Origin of the sequence: Pseudonocardia xinjiangensis (assembly GCF_012911925.1) — a bacterium.
In the GTDB taxonomy this organism is placed as follows: Bacteria; Actinomycetota; Actinomycetes; order Mycobacteriales; family Pseudonocardiaceae; genus Pseudonocardia; species Pseudonocardia xinjiangensis.
Genome location: NZ_JAAXKY010000138.1, coordinates 1 through 20115, shown reverse-complemented (window position 1 = coordinate 20115; position 20115 = coordinate 1). Strand labels below are relative to the sequence as shown.

The following is a 20115-nucleotide window of genomic DNA, read 5'->3' as shown; positions in this document are numbered from 1 at the left end:
CCCGGCACCGGGCCCGGGGGTGGGTGCGGCGCCCGGGTGGCGCCGGCGGCAATGCCGGGGGTGAGGGCGGCGCCGGCGCCGAACAGCTCGGTGTGGGTGCGGGCGGGGTCGATCCCGAACTCGGCCAGCGCCGGGACGAGGCCCTCCATGAACGCGGACGGCCCGCACAAGTAGGCGTCTGCTGTCCGGGGCACGCCGAGGCGGTGGAGCAGGTCGACGGAGAGCCGTCCGGCGCTCTGGTAGTCGATGCCGGGACGGTCCTCGGGCGCCGGTTGGCTGTAGGTGACGTGGCAGTGCGCCCGGGGCAGCGCGTCGAGCAGGGCGCGGCTCTCGCGGGCGAAGGGGTGCTCGGCGCCGTTGCGCGCGCCGTGCAGCCACCACACCTCCCGGTCGGAGTGCTCGGCGGCCAGCTCGTGGAGCATCGCGAGGACGGGGGTGACGCCGACTCCGGCGGACAGCAGCAGGACCGGTGCGTCGCCCGCGCGGAGGGTGAAGGTGCCGCGCGGCGCGGCGACGTCGATGGAGTCGCCGGCACGTACGTGCGTGTGCACGTAGGCGCCTGCCACCCCGTGGGGCTCCCTCTTGACGCTGATGCGGTACTCCGGATCGCCGGGACTACCCGAGAGCGAGTAGCTGCGGATGACCGGCGGGCCGTCCGGGTCGGGGCGCAGGCGCACGGTGAGGAACTGGCCCGGTTGTGCGGTCGGAAGGGGGGACCGGTCGGTCGCCGCCAGCCGCAGCGACACCACCTGGCGGCTCTCGGCGTCGACGCCGACCACCTGCAGGGGGCGGAACCCGGCCCAGGCGGGCGGCGGGCTGCCGGCAATGCCCGACAGCCCGGGGTTGCCCGCTCCGGCGTGGTCGCCGTCGGCCTGGTCCAGCAGGGCCTGCATGGACGTCCGCCAGCCCGGGCTGAGCGCGGGGATCCGCAGGGCGCGTTCGAGCTGCGGGCGCGGGTGGTCGTGCAGGTAGAGGAGAGCGTCGATCTCCGCCACGGTCATGCGCTCGGGGCCGGACGCGAGCTTGACGATCTCGTCGCCCGCCTGCACCTCCCCTTCCTCCACGACGCGGAGGTAGAAGCCGGGCCGGTGGTGGGCCACGAGGAGAGCGGGCATCTGCGGCTCCCCCAACCGCAGGCCCACCCGGTAGCAGGTGACCCGCGGCTGGGTGACCTCGAAGACCGCATCCCCGATCCGGTAGCGGTCGCCGATGCAGACCTCGTCGTCGGGCAGCCCGTCGACGGTGAAGTTCTCGCCGAACTGCCCGGACACGAAGTCGTCGCGCCCGAGCACCTTCTGCCAGTAGCGGTAGGAGTCGAGCTGGTAGACGAGCACGGCCCGGTACTCACCGCCGTGCCCGTCCAGGTCGCCCTGGCCGTCCCCGTCGATATTGGTCCGGCGGGCCATCCGCGGCCCCTCGACCGGGTGTTTCCAGACGCCGGTGTACACCGTGCGACCCTGCCACGGCACATCCTGCGGCAGCCCGACGTTCAGCGTGGACAACGTTGGCATCGGGGCCCTCGCAGCGTGGTTCGGATATCCTCGGAGCAGTCCGATCAGCACAAATCGTGCATTTCCCGATACGGCGCGTGCATTCATCGCCGCCGAGAACCCGCACAGTATAATTCGCCGAACGATCTGCTGATCGCAATATGTGCGGGCTCAGTCCTGCGGTGTCGCGGCGGGTTCCAATGCGGGAAGTCCCGCCGCCTGCCACGCCGGGAAGCCGCCTTCGACGTGCACGACGTCACGGAAGCCAGTGGCCAGCAGGGCGGCGGCCGATGGCCCGGAGCCCAGCACGGAACCGCAGATCACCACGATCGGGCAGTCGAGGGACGTCACGGCGGGCAGGTGCGTATCGGACGTGAGGTCGAACGCGGAGGCGACCGCGGACTTGTCCACCACGGTGGCGCCCGGGATCTCACCGGCGCCGGCCCGGCCGGCCGCGCTGCGGACGTCGACGAGGAGCGCGCCCGCGTCCACCCGCCGCGCCGCCTCAGCGGCGGTGACGAGTGGGGCGAGGGCACCGGCTTCCTCGAGCGTGGGCCCAGCCTGGCTGGTGTCGGTCATGCTCGTGCTCCTTGCCGGTGGGGTGCGTTGTCGTCGGGGTGCTCGACGGCGGTGAAGCCCGCCGCGCGGCCGCGGTCCTGCGGTCCCCACAAGGTGGTGGAGACCTCCCGGCGGACCAGTGGCATCACTTCCTCGGCGAACCGCGTGAGCACCTCCTGCTGCTGCTCGTAGGGCAGCATCGGGAACACCGAGACCGACTGGACGTCGTGGCGGTAGGCCTTGTGGTAGTCGAGGATCTTCGCCGCCACCCGCTCGGGGTTGCCCACCAGCGCGGGCCCGTGCGCCACGGCCTCCTCGATCGTCGCGAACGAGGTGGCCTTGCCGGGGCGGTTGTCGCCTGCGTGCGCCGCCCGCATCCTGGTGGCGATGGCCTCGTAGATGGGCCGGTACTGCTCGATGGCCTCCGCGTCGGTGTCGGCGAGGAAGAGGCCGCCGGACCCGGAGCCCACGTAGCCGACGGCCGGGTCGTGCCCGTTGGCCTCGAGCTGCTCGCGGTAGCGGTTGATCAGCAGGAGGTAGTTCTCGCGGGGCTGCAACGCGTTGGCCGAGAAGATCGGGTCGCCCCACTTGGCGGCGAGGTCGACCGCTGCTGTCGAGGTAGCGGACCCGTGCCAGATGCGGAACGGGCCGGAGAACGGCCGCGGGTACGTGGTGACCTCGTGGAGGTCGGCGTGATGAGTGCCCTGCCAGGAGACCTTCTCCTCCCGCAGCAGCAGGCGCAGCAGCTCGTAGTTCTCGGTGAGGTACTCGTACTGCTTCTCGAGCTGGAGCCCGAAGAGCGGGAAGTGCTTGTCCTCGTTGCCCTTCCCGATGACGATCTCCAGCCGGCCCCCGGAGAGCTGGTCGATCGTGGCGTAGTCCTCGGCGACACGCACGGGGTCGAGCAGCGAGAGCACCGTGACGCCGGTGCTCAGCAGGATCCGGTCGGTGGCGTTGGCGAGCGCCCCGAGCAGCACCGTCGGCGCGGACGAGACGAACTCACCCGCGTGCCGCTCACCCACGGCGTAGGAGTCGAAGCCGAGCCGCTCGGCGAGCACCGCGGTCTCCACCACGCGCCGGAGGCGCTCGTGCACGCTGATGATCTCGCCCGTCACGGGGTGGGGGGTGTGCGGGACGATGTCGAGAATCTGGAACCTCACGAGCGGACCCCTTCTGCGGCGGACCTTTCTGCGGCGGAGCGGACAGGAGCGAGCCCCAGGTGCTCGCGCAGCGTGGTGCCCTCGTACTCGGCGCGGAACGCGCCGCGCTCCTGCAGCAGCGGGACGACCGTGTCGGCGAACTCGTCGAGGCCGCCGGGCGTGATGTGCGGGACCAGCACGAAGCCGTCGCTCGCGTCGGTCTGCACGAACTCGTCGAGCGCGTCGGCGACCTTGGCGGGAGTTCCGATGAACGACTGCCGGCCGCTGACCTGGATGATGAGCTCCCGGATCGAAAGCCCCTTCTCCTCGGCCAGTGCGCGCCACTCGCGCGCGGTGGCGATCGGGTCCCGGTGCTGGCGCACGCTCGCGCGGCCGCGTGAGATGTGGCTCTCCCCGACCAGCGGGTCGCTCTCCGGGAGCGGGCCGTCGGGGTCGTAGGCCGAGAGGTCCCGGTTCCACAGCTGTTCGAGGAACTTGATCGCGGTCTGCCCGCTCACCTGCTGGTGGCGGATGACGTCGGCCTTCTCGTGCGCCTCGGCGTCGGTGTCGCCGAGCACGAACGTCGCCGCCGGCATGATCTTGAGGTCGTCGGCTGAGCGGCCGTACTTCGCGAGCCGGGCCTTCACGTCGGCGTAGAAGGCCCGACCGGCCTCCAGCGTGCCGTGCCGCGTGAAGATGGCGTCCGCGCCGGACGCGGCGAACTCGCGGCCCTCCTCGGAGTCGCCCGCCTGCAGGATCACCGGGCGCCCCTGCGGGCTGCGCGGCACGCTGAACCGGCCGCCGATGTCGAACTGGTCGGACATGATGCGGAACCGGCCGGCGTCCGGGTCGGCGAGGAAGGTGCCCGACGCGGCGTCGGCGACGATCTCGTCGCCCGACCAGGAGTCCCACAGCTCCTGGGCAGCGGCCAGGAACTCCTTCGCCCGCAGGTAGCGCTTCTCCTGGGGTAGGAACCCGCCCCGGCGGAAGTTCTCCCCGGTGAACTCGTCCCACGACGTCACGACGTTCCACGCCGCTCGTCCGCCGGAGAGGTGGTCGAGCGAGGCGAACTGGCGGGCGACCTCGTACGGCTCGTTGAAGGTGGAGTTGATGGTGCCGGCGAGCCCGAGCCGGTCGGTGACCGCGGCGAGCGCGGCCAGCACCGTGAACGTGTCCGGGCGGCCCATCACGTCGAGGTCGTAGATCTCCCCGTTCTGCAGCCGCAGCCGCAGCCCCTCGGCGAGGAAGAGGAAGTCGAACTTCGCCCGTTCCGCCGTGCGCGCGAAATGGGTGAACGACCGGAAGTCGATGTGGCTGCCGCCTGCCGGGTCACTCCACACCGTGGTGTTGTTGACGCCCGGGAAGTGGGCGGCGAGATGGATCTGCTTGCGTGGCCTGCTCATCGTCGCGTGTCCTCTTCTCGTGGCTCTCAGGCCGCCGCGTACCGGTTGGCGGGGCGGGACAGGCCGAGCAACCCGCGCAGGGTGTCCGCCTCGTACGCGGTGCGGAAGGCGCCGCGGCGCTGCAGCTCCGGCACCAGGCCGCCGGTGATCAGCGGCAGGTCGTGCGTGACCCCGGCCGGGCGCAGGCGCACCCCGCTCAGCCCGGCGTCGCGCCACTCCAGCACGACGTCGGCGAGCTGCGCCGGAGTGCCCGTGAAGATCCGTGCGTCACTGGTGAGCTCGGCACCGGCCAGCTCGTCCAGGCCGGCCTTCCGGTCGGCGGCCGCGCCCGCGCCCTCGTCGAGGAACACCAGGAGGTCACCCAGGACGTGCACCGTGTCGTCGGCGCGGCCCGCGGCGGCCTGCTCGGTGCGGATCTCCCGGAGGATCGCCTCGATGTCCGACGGGCCCCGCGGGGTGACGAACCCGACGTCGGCGGCGCGGGCGAGCAGCCGGTAGGCGACGGTCCGGTGGGCGAGCGCGCTGACGATGGGTTGACCCTGCGGCGGTCGTGGCGTGATCGACGGCCCGCGGACGGAGAACTGCGCGCCGTCGAAGTCGATGTAGTGCAGCTTGTCCCGGTCGACGAACCGGCCGGTGGCGACGTCGCGGATCTCCGCGTCGTCCTCCCAGCTGTCCCAGAGCCTGCGCAGGACCTCGACGTAGTCGGCGGCCTCGTCGAACAGCTCGGCGAGCGCGTCGTCCTCGAGCCGGACGGGCGGGATCTCGCGGCGGCCGAACAGCGCGGCCTCGTCGGGGCGGGCCGAGACCCGGACCCGCACCCCGGCGCGGCCCGTGCTGACGTAGTCGAGGGTGGCGATCGCCTTGGAGACGTGGAACGGCTCGGTGTGGGTGGCGACCGCAGTGGGGACGAGGCCGATGTGCTCGGTCAGCGGCGCCACCCTGGCTGCGACGAGCACCGCGTCCAGCCGGCCTCGGACCCGGTCGGTGCGCGCGTCCGGTTCGAACCGGTGCTCGGACTGCAGCACGAGGGAGTCCTCGATCGTCACGAGATCCAGGAGTCCCCGCTCCGCCTCCTGCACCAGGTCGGTCCAGTACGCGGCGGTCAGCAGCTCGGCAGGCCGGGCGCCGGGCTCGCGCCAGGAGGCCGGATGCCAGCCGGTGCCGTCGAGTGCCACGGCGAGGTGCAACGTGGACTGTGGTTCACCCATGGAGATCATCGCTCCTCTGTGCGATGCGGACGCGCGCAGGAGCGGGGACGGACGTCCCGGTCGTGCGACGCGCACTGGAAGAGCTGGAGTCGTGGCTCACGGGCTCGGATGAGCGGGAGCGGTCAGCCCCGACAGCTCGCGCTCGCCACCCGGAGGAGATCGACGTGCAGTCTGTGAGCCGCACAGAACGACCTGTGTGCGCGCACCTGCGCCTCCATCGCTTCCGGCGCGAGCACCCGCTCCGGCGGGGTTGTCGCGGCGTCGTCGAGCCGGGTCTCCCGGCCGCTCCGAACGGGTCCGGCCGGCAGGCCCTGACACGACTGTAGGGATCCGAGCCTGCTGCTTGTCAACCATCGAGTTTCCGCGTCACACGGGGTGGTCGGCAATGCGCGATCGGGGAATATCGGGGACGGCGCGCTGCGATCTCGAGGTATGACCACTGCTTTCGCCGTGACCTGAGACTACCGGTGCCCGTTCGCGCGCAATGCGCACGAGCACATCCTCACCGGCCTGGCCGCCGGAGCCGACTGGGACGTCCGGTTCCTGCCGTTCTCGCTCGGTCAGGTCCACGTGGAGGAGGGCGAGCCCGACGTCTGGGACGCGCCGGAGAAGGACTCCGGTCTCCTCGCACTGCAGGCCGGTGTCGTGGTGCGTGACGAGTTCGCCGAGCGGTTCCCCGAGATCCACCGGACGCTGTTCGCGGTGCGCCATGACGAGGCACTGCACCTCGACGACCGCGAGGTCGTGGCGCGAGCGCTCACCGAGCACGGCGTGCCCGCCGACACGGTGCTCGAGCGGATCGACTCCGGCGCCGCGCTGGCCACCGTCCGCGCCGAGCACGAGCAGTTCGCCGCGTCCCACACCGTCTGGGGTGTACCCACGTTCATCGCGGGCGATCAGGCCGCCTTCGTCCGGCTGATGGACCGGTCGCCCGCCGGCGCCGACGCCGTCGTCTCCGTGCGGGCGGTGGAGCGGGTGGTGGACATGCTCACCGGCTGGCCCGACCTCAACGAGTTCAAGCACACGTCGATACCGCGCTGACCGGCGCGGGGCTGCGGAGGACGGCGGTGACGACGAGCCCGCCGCCGGGCCTCGGCTCCAGGGCGAGCGTGCCGTCGTGGGCGGCCACGATCCGTTCGACCAGGGCCAGCCCCAGCCCGTGGCCAACCACCTGGCCCGCCACCCTGACGCGTCCCCCACCACGGAGGAACGGCTCACTGAGCCGAGCGGCCGCCTCGGGGGAGTACTCCGGTCCCGGGTTCTCCGTGCGGAGGACCACGGCGCCGGAAGCGGGGTCACGGCCGGTGCTGACGTATGCGGTTCCCGGCCGTGTGTTGTGGCGTATCGCGTTCTGCACGAGGTTGGTGACGAGCTGCTCGAGCAGGACGGGGTCGCCGAAGGTGGGCGCCGGTTCCAGCCGGCCGTGAACGGTCACCTGGTGGCGCGCCGCTTCGGTGTACTGCTCGGTGAGCGACCGGTGTGCGACGCCCGCGAGATCCACCGGCACCGACGTGGCCCGGATGGAGGCGGCGTCGGCGTCGGCGAGCCGTAGGAGGGCGTCGGTGATCCGGATCGCGCGGTCGTTGGTGACCTGGAGCTGGTCGAGCAGCCGCGGATAGTCCGGCTGCTCGGGACTCGAGCGCGCGACGTCGAGCAGGGTCGAGGTGACGGTGAGCGGTGTGCGGAGCTCGTGCGAGGCGTTGGCCGCGAAGCGCTGATGGGCGTCGAACGCGTCGCTCAGCCGGGTGAGCATGTGGTCGAAGTTGTCGGCCAGCTGCTGGAACTCGTCGTTGCGGCCCACCAGGTTGATGCGGTGGTCGAGCTTCCCGGTGGCCGCGATCTGCGCGGCCTCGTTGATCTGCTGGAGCGGCCGCAGCACCCAGCCGGCGAGTGCCCAGCCGCCGGCAAGGCCGATCGCGGCGAGCAGCAGCAGGATGCCCCAGGAAATGGTGAGCAGAGTGTCCAGGATCTCCCCACGCGCGGGCGTCCACGACGTGTCACGGGGGTTGGAGGCCGTGAGCGGATAGTTCGGGATGTACTTGATGATCACGTACGCCGCCGCCGCCGTGACCATTCCCGCGGCCACGAGGAACCCGGCGTAGCCCAGGGTCAGCCGCATGCGAGCGCTCACCCGCCGGCGGTTCCTCACCCCCGCGGCGGATGTCACGGGGTGGGGACCTGGCGAGCGAGGCGATAGCCGACTCCGGCGACCGTCGCGATGAGATCGGGATCGCCAAGGCGCTTGCGCAGCGTGGAGATCGTGACCCGCGGCGCGCTGGTGAAGGGATCGGCGTTCTCGTCCCAGACCTTCTCCAGCAGTTCTTCGGCGCTGACCACGCCGCCGCGGGCGCGCATCAGGAGTTCGAGCACCGCGAACTGCTTCCTCGTCAGCTGGACGTACCGGCCGGCGCGGTACACCTCGCGCCGGTACGGGTCGAGCCGGACGTCCTGGTGCTCGAGGACCGGCGGCGCCGTCGCCGCCGGCCGGCGGGCCAACGAGCGCAGCCGGACCACCAGCTCCTCCAGCGCGAACGGTTTCGTCAGGTAGTCGTCGGCGCCGCTCTCGAACCCGGCCACCTTGTCCCGCAGCGTGGCCGCCGCGGTGAGCATCAGCACCCGCACCGTGGGGTGCTCGCGGGCCACGACGGCGCACACCTCGTCGCCGTGCGTCCCGGGGATGTCGCGGTCGAGCACGACGATGTCGTAGTCGTTGACGCCCAGGTGTTCCAGCGCGTCGTCGCCGTCGAGCGTGACGTCGGCCGTGATCGCGGCATGACGCAAGCCGGTCTGCAGCGCCTCCGCGAGGTAGGGCTCGTCCTCGACGATCAACACGCGCACACGGACCTCCAGACCGACCCCGCTGACGCCGCGGCACGCTACCTCCGGCGATGTTGCGTCGATGTTGTGAAAGGAGTCGACGGTGGCGCAACGGCAGCCCTGTTGTGCTCCGGGAACCACCACAGGAGGTTCCTCAGTGCGACTGCCGATCCCGTTCTCGGCGCGTTGCCGCCGGCCGTTCGCGGTTCTGCCGGCCGCACTCGTGATCGTCTTTCTTGCCGCCGGGTGCACGGCGAAGGTCGACGGAACAGCAACCGCCGATGCAGGGGCCGAATCGGCCTTCTCCGCTGCCGACGGGCACATTCCGCAGGGGGAGACGGTGTCGCCGTTCGCCGATGTGCCGGCGATCGCGAATCTCGATCCCGCGCTCCGCGCAGCCGTGCAGCGGGCGGCCGGGGATGCCGCGGCGAAGAACGTCGAGATGCGGATCTCCTCCGGGTGGCGCAGCGAGCGCTATCAGAACTTCCTGCTGCAGCAGGCCACGAGCAGGTACGGCGGCGAGGAGGAGGCCCGCCGTTTCGTGCGGACCGCGGAGACGTCGAGCCACGTGACCGGGCACGCCGTGGACGTCCTGCCGACCAGGGCGGACGACTGGCTCATCCAGCACGGCGCCGCCTACGGCCTGTGCCAGTCCTACGCCAACGAGATGTGGCATTTCGAGCTGTCCGTCGCCCCCGGTGGCACCTGCCCCGCGCCGGCGTCCGACGCCGACGCCGCGGAGTGAGCGCGTCGTGATCGACCCGCCGGTTCGCCGATGAGTTCCGGGTGCCCCGGCTGTCTTCTGTACGGCCCGGCCACCCGACGACGAGGACCTCCGCATGCGCACTCACGCGAGCCCCACCTTCGTACTGATCCCCGGTGCCGGGGGGAGCGCCTTCTACTGGCACCGGCTCGCCGAGGAGCTGACCGGCCGGGGCCGCGAGGCCGTCGCGGTCGACCTGCCCGGCGCGGACGACTCGGCCGGACTCGCGGAGTACGCGGACGCGGTGGTGGCCGCGATCGGAGACCGCACCCGGATCGTCCTGGTGGCCCAGTCGATGGGCGGGTTCACCGCGCCGCTGGTGTGCGAGCGCGTGCCGGTCGACCTGCTCGTCCTGCTCAACGCGATGGTGCCGGCGCCGGGCGAGACGCCGGGCGACTGGTGGGAGAACACCGGCCAGCCGCAGGCCCGTGCCGCCTACGCGGCGAGCGAGGGCAGGCCGGCGGGCGGTGAGTTCGACGCCCTCGTCGAGTTCTTCCACGACGTCCCGCCCGAGGTGACGGCCGCCGTGCTCGCCCGGCGCGAGCCCGACCAGTCCGGCACACCGTTCGAGAAGCCGTGGCCGCTGGAGAGGTGGCCGGACGTTCCCACCCGGTTCCTGCAGGGCCGCGACGACCGTTTCTTCCCGCTGGAGTTCCAGCGGCGGGTGGTGGCGGAGCGGCTCGGCATACCCGTCGACGAGATGCCCGGTGGTCATCTCGTCGCGCTGAGCAGGCCCCGGGAGCTGGCCGACCGCCTGGAGACGTACCTGCTCTGAGATTTTCCGCCCGGGCTGTCGATCCCGGCGTCTCCCGATTGTCGTTGTGGCGACCGGACGGAAACGATGGAGGATCCCGTGCAGTACATGCTGTTGATCTGTGGCACCGACGATGCGCAGCCGGCGCCCGACCTGGACATGGCCGCCGCCACCGAGGCGTGGGTGAAGGAGATGGACGGCCGCGGCGTCCGCCTGCAGGGCAACCGGCTGCGCCCCGTCACGGACGCGACGACGGTCCGGGTGCGGGAGAGCGAGGTGCTGGTCTCCGACGGCCCGTTCGCGGAGACCAAGGAACAGATGTTCGGCTTCGACCTGATCGAGTGCCAGGATCTCGACGAGGCGATCGAGGTGGCCTCGAAGCACCCCGTCGCGCAGTTCGGGATGATCGAGGTGAGGCCGCTCTGGACGGAGTGAACGGCGTCGCGGCGGCGGCAGAGGCCGTCGCCGCGACGTTCCGCGAGGAGTGGGGCCGGATCGTCTCCACCCTGATCCGGCTCACGGGCGACTGGGATCTCGCGGAGGAGTGTGCCCAGGAGGCGCTGGCTCAGGCGGTGGCCCGCTGGCCACGGGACGGCGTCCCCGCAGCCCGGGAGCGTGGCTCACCACCACGGCGCGCAACCACGCGCTGAACCGCCTCCGCCGCAGCGCCCTGGAGGCGACCAAGCTGCGGGAGATCGCGCGAGAGCCCGTCGCTCACGACGAGGCGGAGGGGAGTGCCGTGCAGGACGACCGGCTCCGGTTGATCTTCACCTGCTGCCATCCCGCGCTCCCGCTCGAGGGCCGGGTGGCGCTCACCCTGCGCACCCTGGCCGGGCTCACCACGGCGGAGATCGCCAGGGCGTTCCTCGTGTCGGAGCCGACGATGGCGCAGCGCCTGGTGCGCACCAAACGCAAGATCCGGGAGGCCGGGATCCCGTTCCGCGTGCCGCCCGACCACCTACTGCCCGACCGGACGGCCGCCGTCCTCGGCGTGATCTACCTGCTGTTCAACGAGGGGTACGCCGCCGCGGCTGGTTCCGAACTGGTGCGCCACGACCTGTGCGCCGAGGCGCTCCGGCTCGCTCGCACGCTCGCCCGGCTGATGCCCGACGACCCGAGGTCCTCGGCCTCACCGCACTCCTGCTCCTCCAGGACTCCCGGCGCGGGGCGCGGCTGGACCGCACCGGCGAACCGGTGACGCTGGAGGACCAGGACCGTTCCCTGTGGGACGGCGCAGCGATCGCCGAGGGGCTCGCGCTCCTCGACGCCGCGCTGCGGCGCGGGCAACCCGGGCCGTACCAGGTGCAGGCGGCGATCGCGGCCTGCCACGCCCAGGCGGAGCACGCGGCCGACACCGACTGGCCGCAGATCGCGGCGCTCTACGGGCGGCTCGTCGAGCTGATGCCGTCGCCGGTCGTGCGGCTCAACCGGGCCGTGGCCGTCGCCATGGCATATGGCCCGGGCGTCGGGTTGGAACTGGTGGAAGAGCTGGCGGGCGAGCTCGCGGACTACCGCCTCCTCCCTGCCACCCGCGCCGACCTCCTCCGCCGCCTCGGCCGCCACACGGAGGCGGCGGAGGCGTACCGGGCGGCACTGGAACGCACGGGGAGCGCGACGGAACGGCGCTTCCTGACCCGCCGCCTGACGGAGGTGACCGGGTCGCCGGGCTGACGACGTCCTGAGCGATGGGCCAGCTGGGTGGATATGTCCTTTGTAGATCGAATTGGGTGTTTCTGCGCCTAGCCTCACGAGTCGATCACGCGAGGAGGCGTCTTGCCGAGCACACCATCAGAGACGGCCAGGGGCGATTCGCACGGCACGGTGGAGGAGCCCTGGCTGTCGTCTTCGCCGTTGCGCTCGGGACCGGGGGGACGGCGGTCGGGGTGTCGGCGGGCGGCGGCAGCACGAGCGTGTCGAGTACGTCCAGCTCGTCGAGCGGGGCGCGGAGCGGCCAGGCCCGTCAGCGGTCCTCGGTCAACGTGAAACTGCGCCTCGAACAGCGCGGCTTCCGCGTCAACTCGAGGTTCGACTCGAGCACTGACTGCGCCGCGCGCTCTTACGGCCAGGTCCGGGCGTTCTTCCGGCGCCAGCCGTGCGCGGGGCTGTCGCGGGCCTCGTTCGAGGTCCGTGACCGGCGGGGCAACCTCGTTCTGGTGGCCGTTGCCTGGGTGGAGATGCCCCACTCCGCCGCCGCGCGGGAGTTCCACGAGTTGGTCGACCGCCACGGCACCGGCAACGTCACGGAACTGTCCCGTGAGCAGGGGCGCACCGGAACGTGCGGTTCACCGGCGAGTACTACGCGTCACGCCGGGACGGGACGACCGTCGTGAACGTGCAGGCCCAGCCGGTGGGGCGAGCCGCCGTGGCCGTGGGTCTCGCGGAGATCGTCGCCGAATCGGCGCGGTGAGATGGACACCAGAGTTGTTGACCTCTGCAGCGAACAACTCTGGTGTCCATCTCGACCGGCTATCGGCGCGCGGCCACCGCTTTCGCGAGCTCGTCCAGCAGGTCGGCCGTGGTCGCCCAGTCCATGCAGGCGTCGGTGATGCTCTGGCCGCGGGTCATCGAGGGGCCGAGGTCCTGGCGGCCGGCGACGAGGAAGCTCTCCATCATCACCCCGGCCACGCCCGTCTCGCCGTGGGCGATGCGCCCGGCGATCTCGCCGACCACCTCCGCCTGCCGGACGTGGTCCTTGCCGCTGTTGCCGTGGCTGGCGTCGATGATCACGCGGGCGGGGAGGTCGGCGGACCGCAGCCGGTCCAGGGCGGCGGCCACCGAGGCGGCGTCGTGGTTCGGGCCGCCCGAGCCGCCACGCAGGATGACGTGGCAGTCCGGGTTGCCCGCCGTGGTGATCAGCGCGGCGAGGCCGTCGGGGTTGATCCCCATGAACACGTGGCTCGCGGCGGCGGCGCGCACCCCGTCCACCGCGACCTGGACGTCGCCCTCGGTCGAGTTCTTGATCCCCACGGGCATCGAGAGCGCGCTGCACAGCTGGCGGTGCACCTGGCTGGCCGCGGTCCGGGCGCCGATCGCGCCCCAGCTGACGGTGTCGGCGAGGAACTGCGGGGTGATCGGGTCGAGGAACTCGCAGCCCACGGGGAGGCCGAGCGCCGAGACGTCGAGCAGCAGCCGTCGCGCCGTCCGCAGCCCGGTGTTGACGTCGAACGTCTCGTCGAGCCCCGGGTCGTTGATCAGGCCCTTCCAGCCGACGGTGGAGCGCGGCTTCTCGAAGTAGGCCCGCATCACGACCCGGAGCTCGCCCGAGACGCGCGACGTGTGCTCGGCGAGGCGGTGGGCGTAGTCGAGCGCGGCGTCGGGGTCGTGGATCGAACACGGACCCACGACGACGATCAACCGGTCGTCACGGCCGTCGAGGATGTCGACGACCTCGGCGCGAGCCCGGGTGACGGTCTCGGCCACGACGGAGTCGATGGGGAGCTCGTGGCGCAGGAGGGCCGGGGACAGCAGGGGACTGATCCGGGTGGTGCGGTGCTCGTCCAGCGCGGGGACGGCGGCGAGGGTCATGACGTGGGCTCTCTTCTCAGCCGAGCCCGCCCGTCGAGATTCCCGCCGAGCCGGCTCGTGTCCGGCTCGTGGGGTGGAGGTCAGCGCAGCGGTTCGCCCGCCGACCCGTCACGGGCCGGAGCGGTAAACCAGTACAGGCGCTGCACGACCGCGACTCTAGCCGATCGGATCGAGCATGCGCTCGACGCGGTAGGAGAGCTCGAGCACCTTGCCGGTCACGGAGTCGGCGAGCTCCACCCGCCAGCAGTCGGCGAACTGGTCGACGCCGGGGAGCATCGCGACCGTTCCCGACAGCAGGACCGTGCCGGGCACCAGGAGGTCACCCAGCTCGTCCAGCCAGTACTTCGGCGGTAGCAGCGCGGCCAGCGTGGCCTCCTGGATCAGCTGCTCCTGGCCGCCGTCCCTGGTCACCCACGCGCGCAGCCACACGTCGTCGAGATGGTCCTCGATGTCGACGAGCCGCCAGGCGCCTCGGCCCAGGACGTCGAGGCCGGCGTTCTTGCTCCACGCGACGCCGTGCACCTCGAGCTCCCGGTCGGTGTGGTCAGAGGCGACGGTGAGCAGGAGGTCCTGCGGTGTCGCGCCCGCCACGACGAGCGCCCACTCGGCCTCACCGGAGGTCCGCTCGTGCTGGACGGGCACGTTGCCGACCTGTGCGGCGAGGTAGGGCGCCACCGGATAGAGGGCAGGTGTGGTCTTGGGCGCCGGCACGCCGAGCTCGGCCAGCTCGGCGACATGGGCCGCGACCTCGTCCTGATCGCTGCCCGCGTAGCCGGCGTTGAGCAGCCTGATCACGGTGACCGCAACGGTGGTGTCATCCGGTAGGTGGAATACGAGGTCATTCAGCACGACTTCTCCAAAAGCTTGCGCATGCCGCTTGTATACAGCAAGTATTGCGGCTCCGGCGATCGCGTGTGCGTCTGCGCACCCGCCACCGACAGGAGGATTTGATGCCCGACCCCACACCCGGGGCCCCGGCACCGGAGATCGATCGGCGTTCGCTGACGCGAGCCTTCGCCGCGAGTCTCACCGGCACGTCGCTCGAGTGGTACGACTTCGCCGTCTACTCCGCGGCCGCTGCCCTGGTCTTCCCTCAGCTGTTCTTCCCCGGCTCCGACCCGCTCACCGGCACGCTCCTCGCGTTCTCGACCTACGCGGTGGGGTACGTCTCACGCCCGCTCGGGGGGCTCGTCTTCGGGCGCCTCGGCGACGTCATCGGGCGCAAGCAGGTGCTCGTGCTCACGCTGCTCCTGATCGGGGTGGCGACGTTCCTGATCGGTCTCCTGCCCACCTACGCCTCGATCGGCGCGGCGGCCCCGGCCCTCCTCGTGGTGCTGCGGTTCGCGCAGGGCGTCGGTGTGGGCGGGGAGTGGGGCGGCGCGGTGCTGCTCTCCAGCGAGTTCGGCGAGCCGCGCAAGCGGGGGTTCTGGTCCTCGGCCGCCCAGATCGGGCCGCCCGCCGGCAACCTCCTGTCGAACGGCGTTCTGGCCCTGCTGACCCTGGCGATGTCGAACGAGGCGTTCCTCGCGTGGGGCTGGCGGATCGCGTTCCTGCTGTCGGCGGTGCTGGTCGCCTTCGGGCTGTGGATCCGGCTCAAGCTCGAGGACACCCCGGTGTTCCGCGCGATCCAGGCGCGGGGCGACCAGCCTGCGGCGCCGGTCGGCGAGGTCTTCCGCACGCAGCGCCGCGCGCTGGTCGCCGGGGTGCTCTGCCGGATCGGGCCCGACGTCACCTACGCGCTGTTCACCGTCTTCGTGATCACCTACGCGACCGGCGAGCTGGGCATGAGCCGCGGTCAGGTGCTCACGGCCATCCTCGTGGGCTCGGTGTTCCAGCTAGGGCTGATCCCGCTGGCGGGTGCCGTCTCCGACCGGGTCAACCGCCGGGTCCTCTACGCCTCCGCCGCGGTGTGCGCCGGGATCTGGCCGTTCCTGTTCTTCCCCGCCATGGGCGACTCCTCCATGCCGATGCTGGTCATCGGCACCATCGTGGGGCTGGGGCTGCACTCGTTCATGTACGGGCCGCAGGCCGCGTTCGTCACCGAGCAATTCTCCACCAGGCTTCGCTACACCGGCAGCTCGCTCGCGTACACGATCGCGGGCGTGTTCGGCGGTGCCGTGGCGCCGCTGGTCTTCACCGCGCTGCTCGGCACCTCGGGATCCTGGGTGCCGGTGGCGGTCTACGTGCTGGTGGCGTCACTGCTGACGCTGGCCGGTCTGGCCATCGGGCGCGATCCCGACCCGGCGGAGGACGAGGCCTACCTCGTCCTGCGCGGCGAGGCGGCGGTCATGCCTCCAGGAACAGCCGCAAGGTGATCGCCAGGTGATCCTCGATCGCCGTGTGGGCCGCGGCCTCGTCGCCGGACTCCAGCGCGGCGACGATGCGGGCGTGCTCGTCGCACACCCCGCGCTGCCGATCGGCGGTGCGGAACATGGCCGCGACACCCACCCGTACCTGGCGGGTGCGCAGGCCCGCGTAGGTGCGCGCGATGAGATCGTTGCGGGCGGCGTCCACGAGGACCTGGTGGAAGCGGCGGTCCCACTCGATGAACACCTGCGCGGTGGCCGGGTTGGCCACCGCGTCGGTGAACCGCTCCTGCTCCGCGAGGGCTTCGCGCATGGCCGCCAGCGGCACCGTGCCTTCGGTGAGGGTGACGGAGGCGGCGTGCCGTTCCAGCAGGCCGCGCAGCTCCATCAGCTCCTTGATCTGCCGTCCGGACAGCGGGGGCACGTACGCTCCCCGTTTCGGCACCATCTCGACCAGGCCCTCGGCGACCAACAGCAGCAGGGCCTCGCGCACCGGCGTCCGGGACACGCCGATGGCCTGGGCGAGCACACCCTCGTTGAGAAAGGTCCCTTGCGCTGCCGGATCGATCAGCACCGTTTCCCTGAGGTGACGGTAGGCGCGATCGCGCCCCGACTCGGGGGACGGGTCCGCTGCTTGCATGCAACATGTATACAGTAACCGGAGGCTTCCTGTGCGTATTGCGCTCGCCCAGATCCTGTCGACGCCCGACCCGGACCACAACCTCGCCCTGATCGAGGACGGCACCCGCCGCGCCGCCGAGGCGGGAGCCGCTGTCGTGGTCTTCCCGGAAGGGACGATGTGCTGCTTCGGGGTGCCGCTCGGTCCCGTCGCCGAGTCGCTGGACGGGCCGTGGGCCGATCGCGTGCGGTCCATCGCCGCGGCCGCCGGCATCACCGTCGTCGCCGGCATGTTCACCCCCGCCGACGACGGCCGCGTGCACAACACGCTGATCGCCACCGGCGGCGGCGTGGAGGCCTCCTACGACAAGATCCACCTGTTCGACGCCTTCGGCTTCGCCGAGTCGCGCACCGTCGCCCCGGGATCGAAACCGGTGAGCATCGCCGTCGGTGGCGTCAGCGTCGGCCTGGCCACCTGCTACGACCTGCGCTTCCCCGGGCTGTTCCAGGAGCTCGCCGACGGCGGCGCCGGTGTGGTGCTGGTGCCGGCCTCGTGGGGCGCCGGACCGGGCAAGCGCGAGCAGTGGGACCTGCTCGTGCGAGCCAGGGCACTCGACAGCACGGCCTTCGTGGCGGCCTGCGACCAGGCCGACCCCACCACCGCGGGCCGTGAGCCGGGCAGCGCGCCGACCGGGATCGGGGCGAGCCTCGCGGTGGGGCCGCTGGGTGCGGTGCTCGACCAGCTCGGGGCGGAGCCCGGCCTGCTGGTGGTCGACCTCGCCCTCGACGAGGTGGAGCAGGCGCGCCGTGCCGTGCCGGTGCTCGCCAACCGCCGGTTCTGACCTGTCCGGCTCAGCCTTCCAGGGCGGCGGCGTGGTCGGGCACCTCGTGGAAGCGTTCCCGGGGCGGGCGCTGGTAGCCCCGCCGCGCGGGCCGGGCCGGGAGCTTCAGGTCGCGTGACGGCACCGGCTCCCACGGAACGCTGCCCAGCAGGTGCGCGATCATGTTGATCCGCGCCCGCCGCTTGTCCTCGGCCTCCACCACGTGCCACGGCGAGGAGGCCGTGTCGGTGTGGGCGAACATCTCGTCCTTCGCCCGTGAGTAGTCCTCCCAGCGGGTGATCGACTCGAGGTCCATCGGGGAGAGCTTCCACTGCCGCATCGGATCGGACATCCGATCGCGGAAGCGTCGCTCCTGCTCCGCGTCGCTCACCGAGAACCAGTACTTGCGCAGGAGGATGCCGTCCTCGACGAGCAGCTCCTCGAACACCGGGCACTGCCGGAGGAACCGGGCGTACTCGTCGGGCGTGCAGAAGCCCATCACCCGCTCGACGCCGGCGCGGTTGTACCAGCTGCGGTCGAGCAGCACGATCTCCCCGGCGGCGGGCAGGTGCTCCACGTAGCGCTGGAAGTACCACTGCGTGCGTTCCCGCTCCGACGGTGCGGGGAGGGCGACGATGCGGCAGATGCGCGGGTTGAGGAACTCCGACACGCGCTTGATCGCGCCGCCCTTGCCTGCGGCGTCGCGGCCCTCGAAGACCACCACCAGGCGAGCGCCGCTGGTGCGGACCCACTCCTGCATCTGCACCAGCTCGCCCTGCAGGCGCAGGAGCTCCTTCTCGTACGGCTTGCGGGGCAGGCGCGTCATCCCGGCATCGTGCCAGGTCGGCGCCCTCAGTGCGGAGCGTCGAGCACCGCGTCGAGCAGACCGGGGTACAGCGTGTCGAGGTCGGCGCGGCGCAGGGTGCTGATCCGTCGGGTCCCTTCCGCCCGCATGGTGACCACCCCGGCCTCGCGGAGGATCCGCATGTGGTGAGTGCGCGTGGAGTTGGTGACGGGCAGGGGGACCGCACCGCAGGCCAGGCCGTCGGTGGCCAGGGCGAGCGCCCGCACGATCTGCAGGCGCACCGGGTCCCCGAGTGCTTGGAGCACCTGTTCGATCCGGATCTCCGCCTGCTCGGGGTGGGAGTGGGCGGTCTGCACCGCGGCGCTGGGCGACATGGAGCAATAGTACGACGCATGTCGTACTTCGACCATTGTCGTAGTACGGTCATCGTCGTAAGAGATGACATCACCTCGGAAGGTCCTCGATGTCCGTACGCACCTACCTGCTCGCCGCCGGTGCCTTCGCCGTCGGCACGAGCGCCTACGTGGTGTCGGGCGTGCTGCCCGCCGTCAGCGACGAACTGGGCGTCTCGCTGACGGCCGCGGGTCAGCTCGCCACGGCGTTCGCCCTCTCCTACGCCATCGGTGCCCCACTGCTCACCACCGTCACCGGACGCTGGGACCGGCGCACCGTCCTGCTCGCCGCGCTCGCCGTCGCCGCGATCGGGAACGGGATCTCCGCCCTCGCCACCACCTACCCCCTGCTGATCGCAGGCCGGATCATCGCCGCGCTCGGCGCGGCCGCCTACACCCCGGCCGCGACCCTCGTCGCCACCGCGCTGCTCCCACCCGCCCAGCGGGCCCGGGCCGTCGCCATCGTGTTCGGCGGCCTGACCGTGGCGCTCGCGGTCGGCGTTCCCGCCGGTGACCTGCTCGGGAGCACCATCGGCTACGGCGGCGTGTTCGGAGCGGTCGCCGTGGTCTGTGCGCTGGTCGCCGCCGTCGTCCCCGTGTTCCTGCCCCGCATGGCGGCGCCGCCCCCCGTACCCCTGCGCAAGCGATTCGCCGTGGCGGCCGACCCGCGCGTACTGATCGTGCTGGCCATGACGGTGATCGGCGTCCTCGCCGTGATGGTCGTCTACATCTACGTGTCGCCCCTGCTCAAGGCCACCGCCGGGCTCGACGGCACCGGCGCCACCATCGGGCTGCTGCTGCTCGTCTACGGCATCGGCGCGGTGGTCGGCAACACTTGGGGCGGCCGCGCCGCCGACCGCTTCGGCACCATGCGCACGCTCTTCGTCGTCCTCGCCGGGATCGCCGTCACTCTCGCCACGCTGACGCTGACCGCGAGCACCGTCGCCGGTGCGGCGGCGGGCCTGTTCCTCTGGAGCATCTTCAGCTGGGCGTTCAACCCCCCGCTGCAGTCGCTGCTCCTGGAACTGGCGCCCACCGGCGGCCTGGTGCTGTCGCTCAACGCCTCCGCGATCTACCTCGGCACCGCGATCGCCGGCGTGGTCGGTGGCCTCGTGATCGGCATGGGCGGCGTGCTGGTGCTGCCCATCGTGGGCGGGGGGCTCGTGCTGGTCGTGATCGGCCTGCTGCTGACCCTGCACCTGGGCTCGCGCAGGGCGGCGCCGGCCCTGGCCCGGGTGGAGCTGGCACCGGCGAAGTAGGGGTCCGGGCGGGCCTCCCGCGCGCGAGTCGCCCGCCCCCGTCCCGCGAGTCGCCCGTTCCGAACCCGCGAGTCGCCCGTTCCTGATGAGCTGAGCGGCCCCCGTGGAGCTCTGCCGAGGTGATCATCACTCCGGACACGGCAAGGCCGCCCCCGGCCTCACGAACCCCTTGGCCGTCCTCACAGGGTGTTTGGCCTCCTCGGAGGCTGTGGCCTCTGCGAGGAGGGTACGGGCTCTGCGAGGACGTTGTGGAT

General features: G+C 71.8%; 19 protein-coding genes and 2 pseudogenes. 9 read left to right on the top strand and 12 right to left on the bottom strand.

What is annotated here, in order from left to right:
* From HF577_RS29805 to HF577_RS29785, 5 genes are all read right to left on the bottom strand, one after another.
* Positions 1-1511: MOSC domain-containing protein (locus tag HF577_RS29805; protein WP_169399314.1), on the bottom strand; the 1511-nt coding region annotated here is incomplete at its 3' end.
* Between the two features lie 150 nt (positions 1512-1661).
* Complete coding sequence (locus HF577_RS29800) at positions 1662-2069, bottom strand: rhodanese-like domain-containing protein (protein ID WP_169399313.1); 408 nt, start codon at positions 2067-2069, stop codon at positions 1662-1664.
* Positions 2066-3208, bottom strand: a complete 1143-nt coding sequence (locus HF577_RS29795) for an LLM class flavin-dependent oxidoreductase (RefSeq protein WP_169399312.1) — start codon at positions 3206-3208, stop codon at positions 2066-2068. The genes HF577_RS29800 and HF577_RS29795 overlap by 4 nt, the downstream gene beginning before the upstream one ends.
* Positions 3205-4590 (bottom strand): NtaA/DmoA family FMN-dependent monooxygenase, encoded by a 1386-nt coding sequence (locus HF577_RS29790; protein ID WP_169399311.1) that lies wholly within the window; start codon positions 4588-4590, stop codon positions 3205-3207. The genes HF577_RS29795 and HF577_RS29790 overlap by 4 nt, the downstream gene beginning before the upstream one ends.
* Positions 4591-4616: 26 nt before the next feature.
* Positions 4617-5801 carry an LLM class flavin-dependent oxidoreductase gene (locus tag HF577_RS29785; RefSeq protein ID WP_211175039.1) on the bottom strand — a complete coding sequence of 395 codons (1185 nt, stop codon included), beginning with the start codon at positions 5799-5801 and terminating at the stop codon, positions 4617-4619.
* Positions 5802-6272: 471 nt separating this feature from the next.
* Here HF577_RS29785 and HF577_RS29780 point away from each other — a divergent pair.
* Positions 6273-6842: pseudogene (locus tag HF577_RS29780) on the top strand (DsbA family protein); the annotation flags it as partial.
* Here the strand turns inward: HF577_RS29780 and HF577_RS29775 are convergent.
* Complete coding sequence (locus HF577_RS29775) at positions 6817-7932, bottom strand: sensor histidine kinase (RefSeq protein ID WP_211175037.1); 1116 nt, start codon at positions 7930-7932, stop codon at positions 6817-6819. The pseudogene HF577_RS29780 and the gene HF577_RS29775 overlap by 26 nt on opposite strands.
* A gap of 32 nt (positions 7933-7964) precedes the next feature.
* The gene (locus HF577_RS29770; protein ID WP_169399309.1) at positions 7965-8639 is read right to left on the bottom strand and encodes a response regulator transcription factor; all 675 of its coding nucleotides are present in this window, start codon (positions 8637-8639) and stop codon (positions 7965-7967) included.
* A 136-nt stretch (positions 8640-8775) separates the two neighbouring features.
* On the opposite strand from HF577_RS29770, the gene HF577_RS29765 reads away from it, so the two are divergent.
* The 5 genes and pseudogenes from HF577_RS29765 to HF577_RS39450 all read left to right on the top strand — a co-directional run bounded on the left by HF577_RS29765 (position 8776) and on the right by HF577_RS39450 (position 12542).
* Entirely contained in the window at positions 8776-9363 is a 588-nt protein-coding gene (locus tag HF577_RS29765; RefSeq protein WP_312859460.1) for a M15 family metallopeptidase, read from the top strand.
* Between the two features lie 94 nt (positions 9364-9457).
* Positions 9458-10156: an alpha/beta fold hydrolase gene (locus tag HF577_RS29760; protein WP_169399308.1), complete on the top strand. Its 699-nt coding sequence runs from the start codon at positions 9458-9460 to the stop codon at positions 10154-10156.
* Between the two features lie 78 nt (positions 10157-10234).
* Entirely contained in the window at positions 10235-10570 is a 336-nt protein-coding gene (locus HF577_RS29755; RefSeq protein ID WP_407692252.1) for a YciI family protein, read from the top strand.
* Positions 10567-11806 (top strand): annotated as a pseudogene (locus HF577_RS29750) (RNA polymerase sigma factor). Before HF577_RS29755 ends, HF577_RS29750 begins: the two are co-directional and overlap by 4 nt.
* Before the next feature lie 604 nt (positions 11807-12410).
* A complete protein-coding gene (locus tag HF577_RS39450) occupies positions 12411-12542 on the top strand; it encodes a hypothetical protein (protein WP_281359901.1) in 132 nt (43 codons plus the stop codon).
* A gap of 59 nt (positions 12543-12601) precedes the next feature.
* Here the strand turns inward: HF577_RS39450 and HF577_RS29745 are convergent, their stop codons facing one another.
* Positions 12602-13660 (bottom strand): 3-deoxy-7-phosphoheptulonate synthase, encoded by a 1059-nt coding sequence (locus tag HF577_RS29745; RefSeq protein ID WP_169399307.1) that lies wholly within the window; start codon positions 13658-13660, stop codon positions 12602-12604.
* A 156-nt stretch (positions 13661-13816) separates the two neighbouring features.
* Positions 13817-14506 (bottom strand): DUF2848 domain-containing protein, encoded by a 690-nt coding sequence (locus tag HF577_RS29740; protein WP_169399315.1) that lies wholly within the window; start codon positions 14504-14506, stop codon positions 13817-13819.
* Positions 14507-14610: 104 nt separating this feature from the next.
* Between HF577_RS29740 and HF577_RS29735 the strand changes: the two genes are divergently transcribed.
* Positions 14611-15975, top strand: coding sequence for an MFS transporter (locus HF577_RS29735; RefSeq protein ID WP_169399306.1), 1365 nt, complete (start codon positions 14611-14613; stop codon positions 15973-15975).
* On the opposite strand, the gene HF577_RS29730 is transcribed toward HF577_RS29735, so the two are convergent.
* Complete coding sequence (locus HF577_RS29730; RefSeq protein WP_169399305.1) at positions 15947-16606, bottom strand: GntR family transcriptional regulator; 660 nt, start codon at positions 16604-16606, stop codon at positions 15947-15949. The genes HF577_RS29735 and HF577_RS29730 overlap by 29 nt on opposite strands.
* Positions 16607-16637: 31 nt before the next feature.
* Between HF577_RS29730 and HF577_RS29725 the strand changes: the two genes are divergently transcribed.
* Positions 16638-17426: a carbon-nitrogen hydrolase family protein gene (locus HF577_RS29725; protein ID WP_312859459.1), complete on the top strand. Its 789-nt coding sequence runs from the start codon at positions 16638-16640 to the stop codon at positions 17424-17426.
* 10 nt (positions 17427-17436) lie between these two features.
* On the opposite strand, the gene ppk2 is transcribed toward HF577_RS29725, so the two are convergent.
* Together ppk2 and HF577_RS29715 are read right to left on the bottom strand one after the other, a co-directional pair.
* Positions 17437-18231, bottom strand: coding sequence for a polyphosphate kinase 2 (gene ppk2 / locus HF577_RS29720; RefSeq protein WP_169399303.1), 795 nt, complete (start codon positions 18229-18231; stop codon positions 17437-17439).
* A 26-nt stretch (positions 18232-18257) separates the two neighbouring features.
* Positions 18258-18584 (bottom strand): ArsR/SmtB family transcription factor, encoded by a 327-nt coding sequence (locus HF577_RS29715; RefSeq protein WP_169399302.1) that lies wholly within the window; start codon positions 18582-18584, stop codon positions 18258-18260.
* Positions 18585-18673: 89 nt separating this feature from the next.
* On the opposite strand from HF577_RS29715, the gene HF577_RS29710 reads away from it, so the two are divergent.
* Entirely contained in the window at positions 18674-19861 is a 1188-nt protein-coding gene (locus tag HF577_RS29710) for an MFS transporter (protein WP_169399301.1), read from the top strand.
* The last annotated feature ends 254 nt before the right edge of the window (positions 19862-20115 follow it).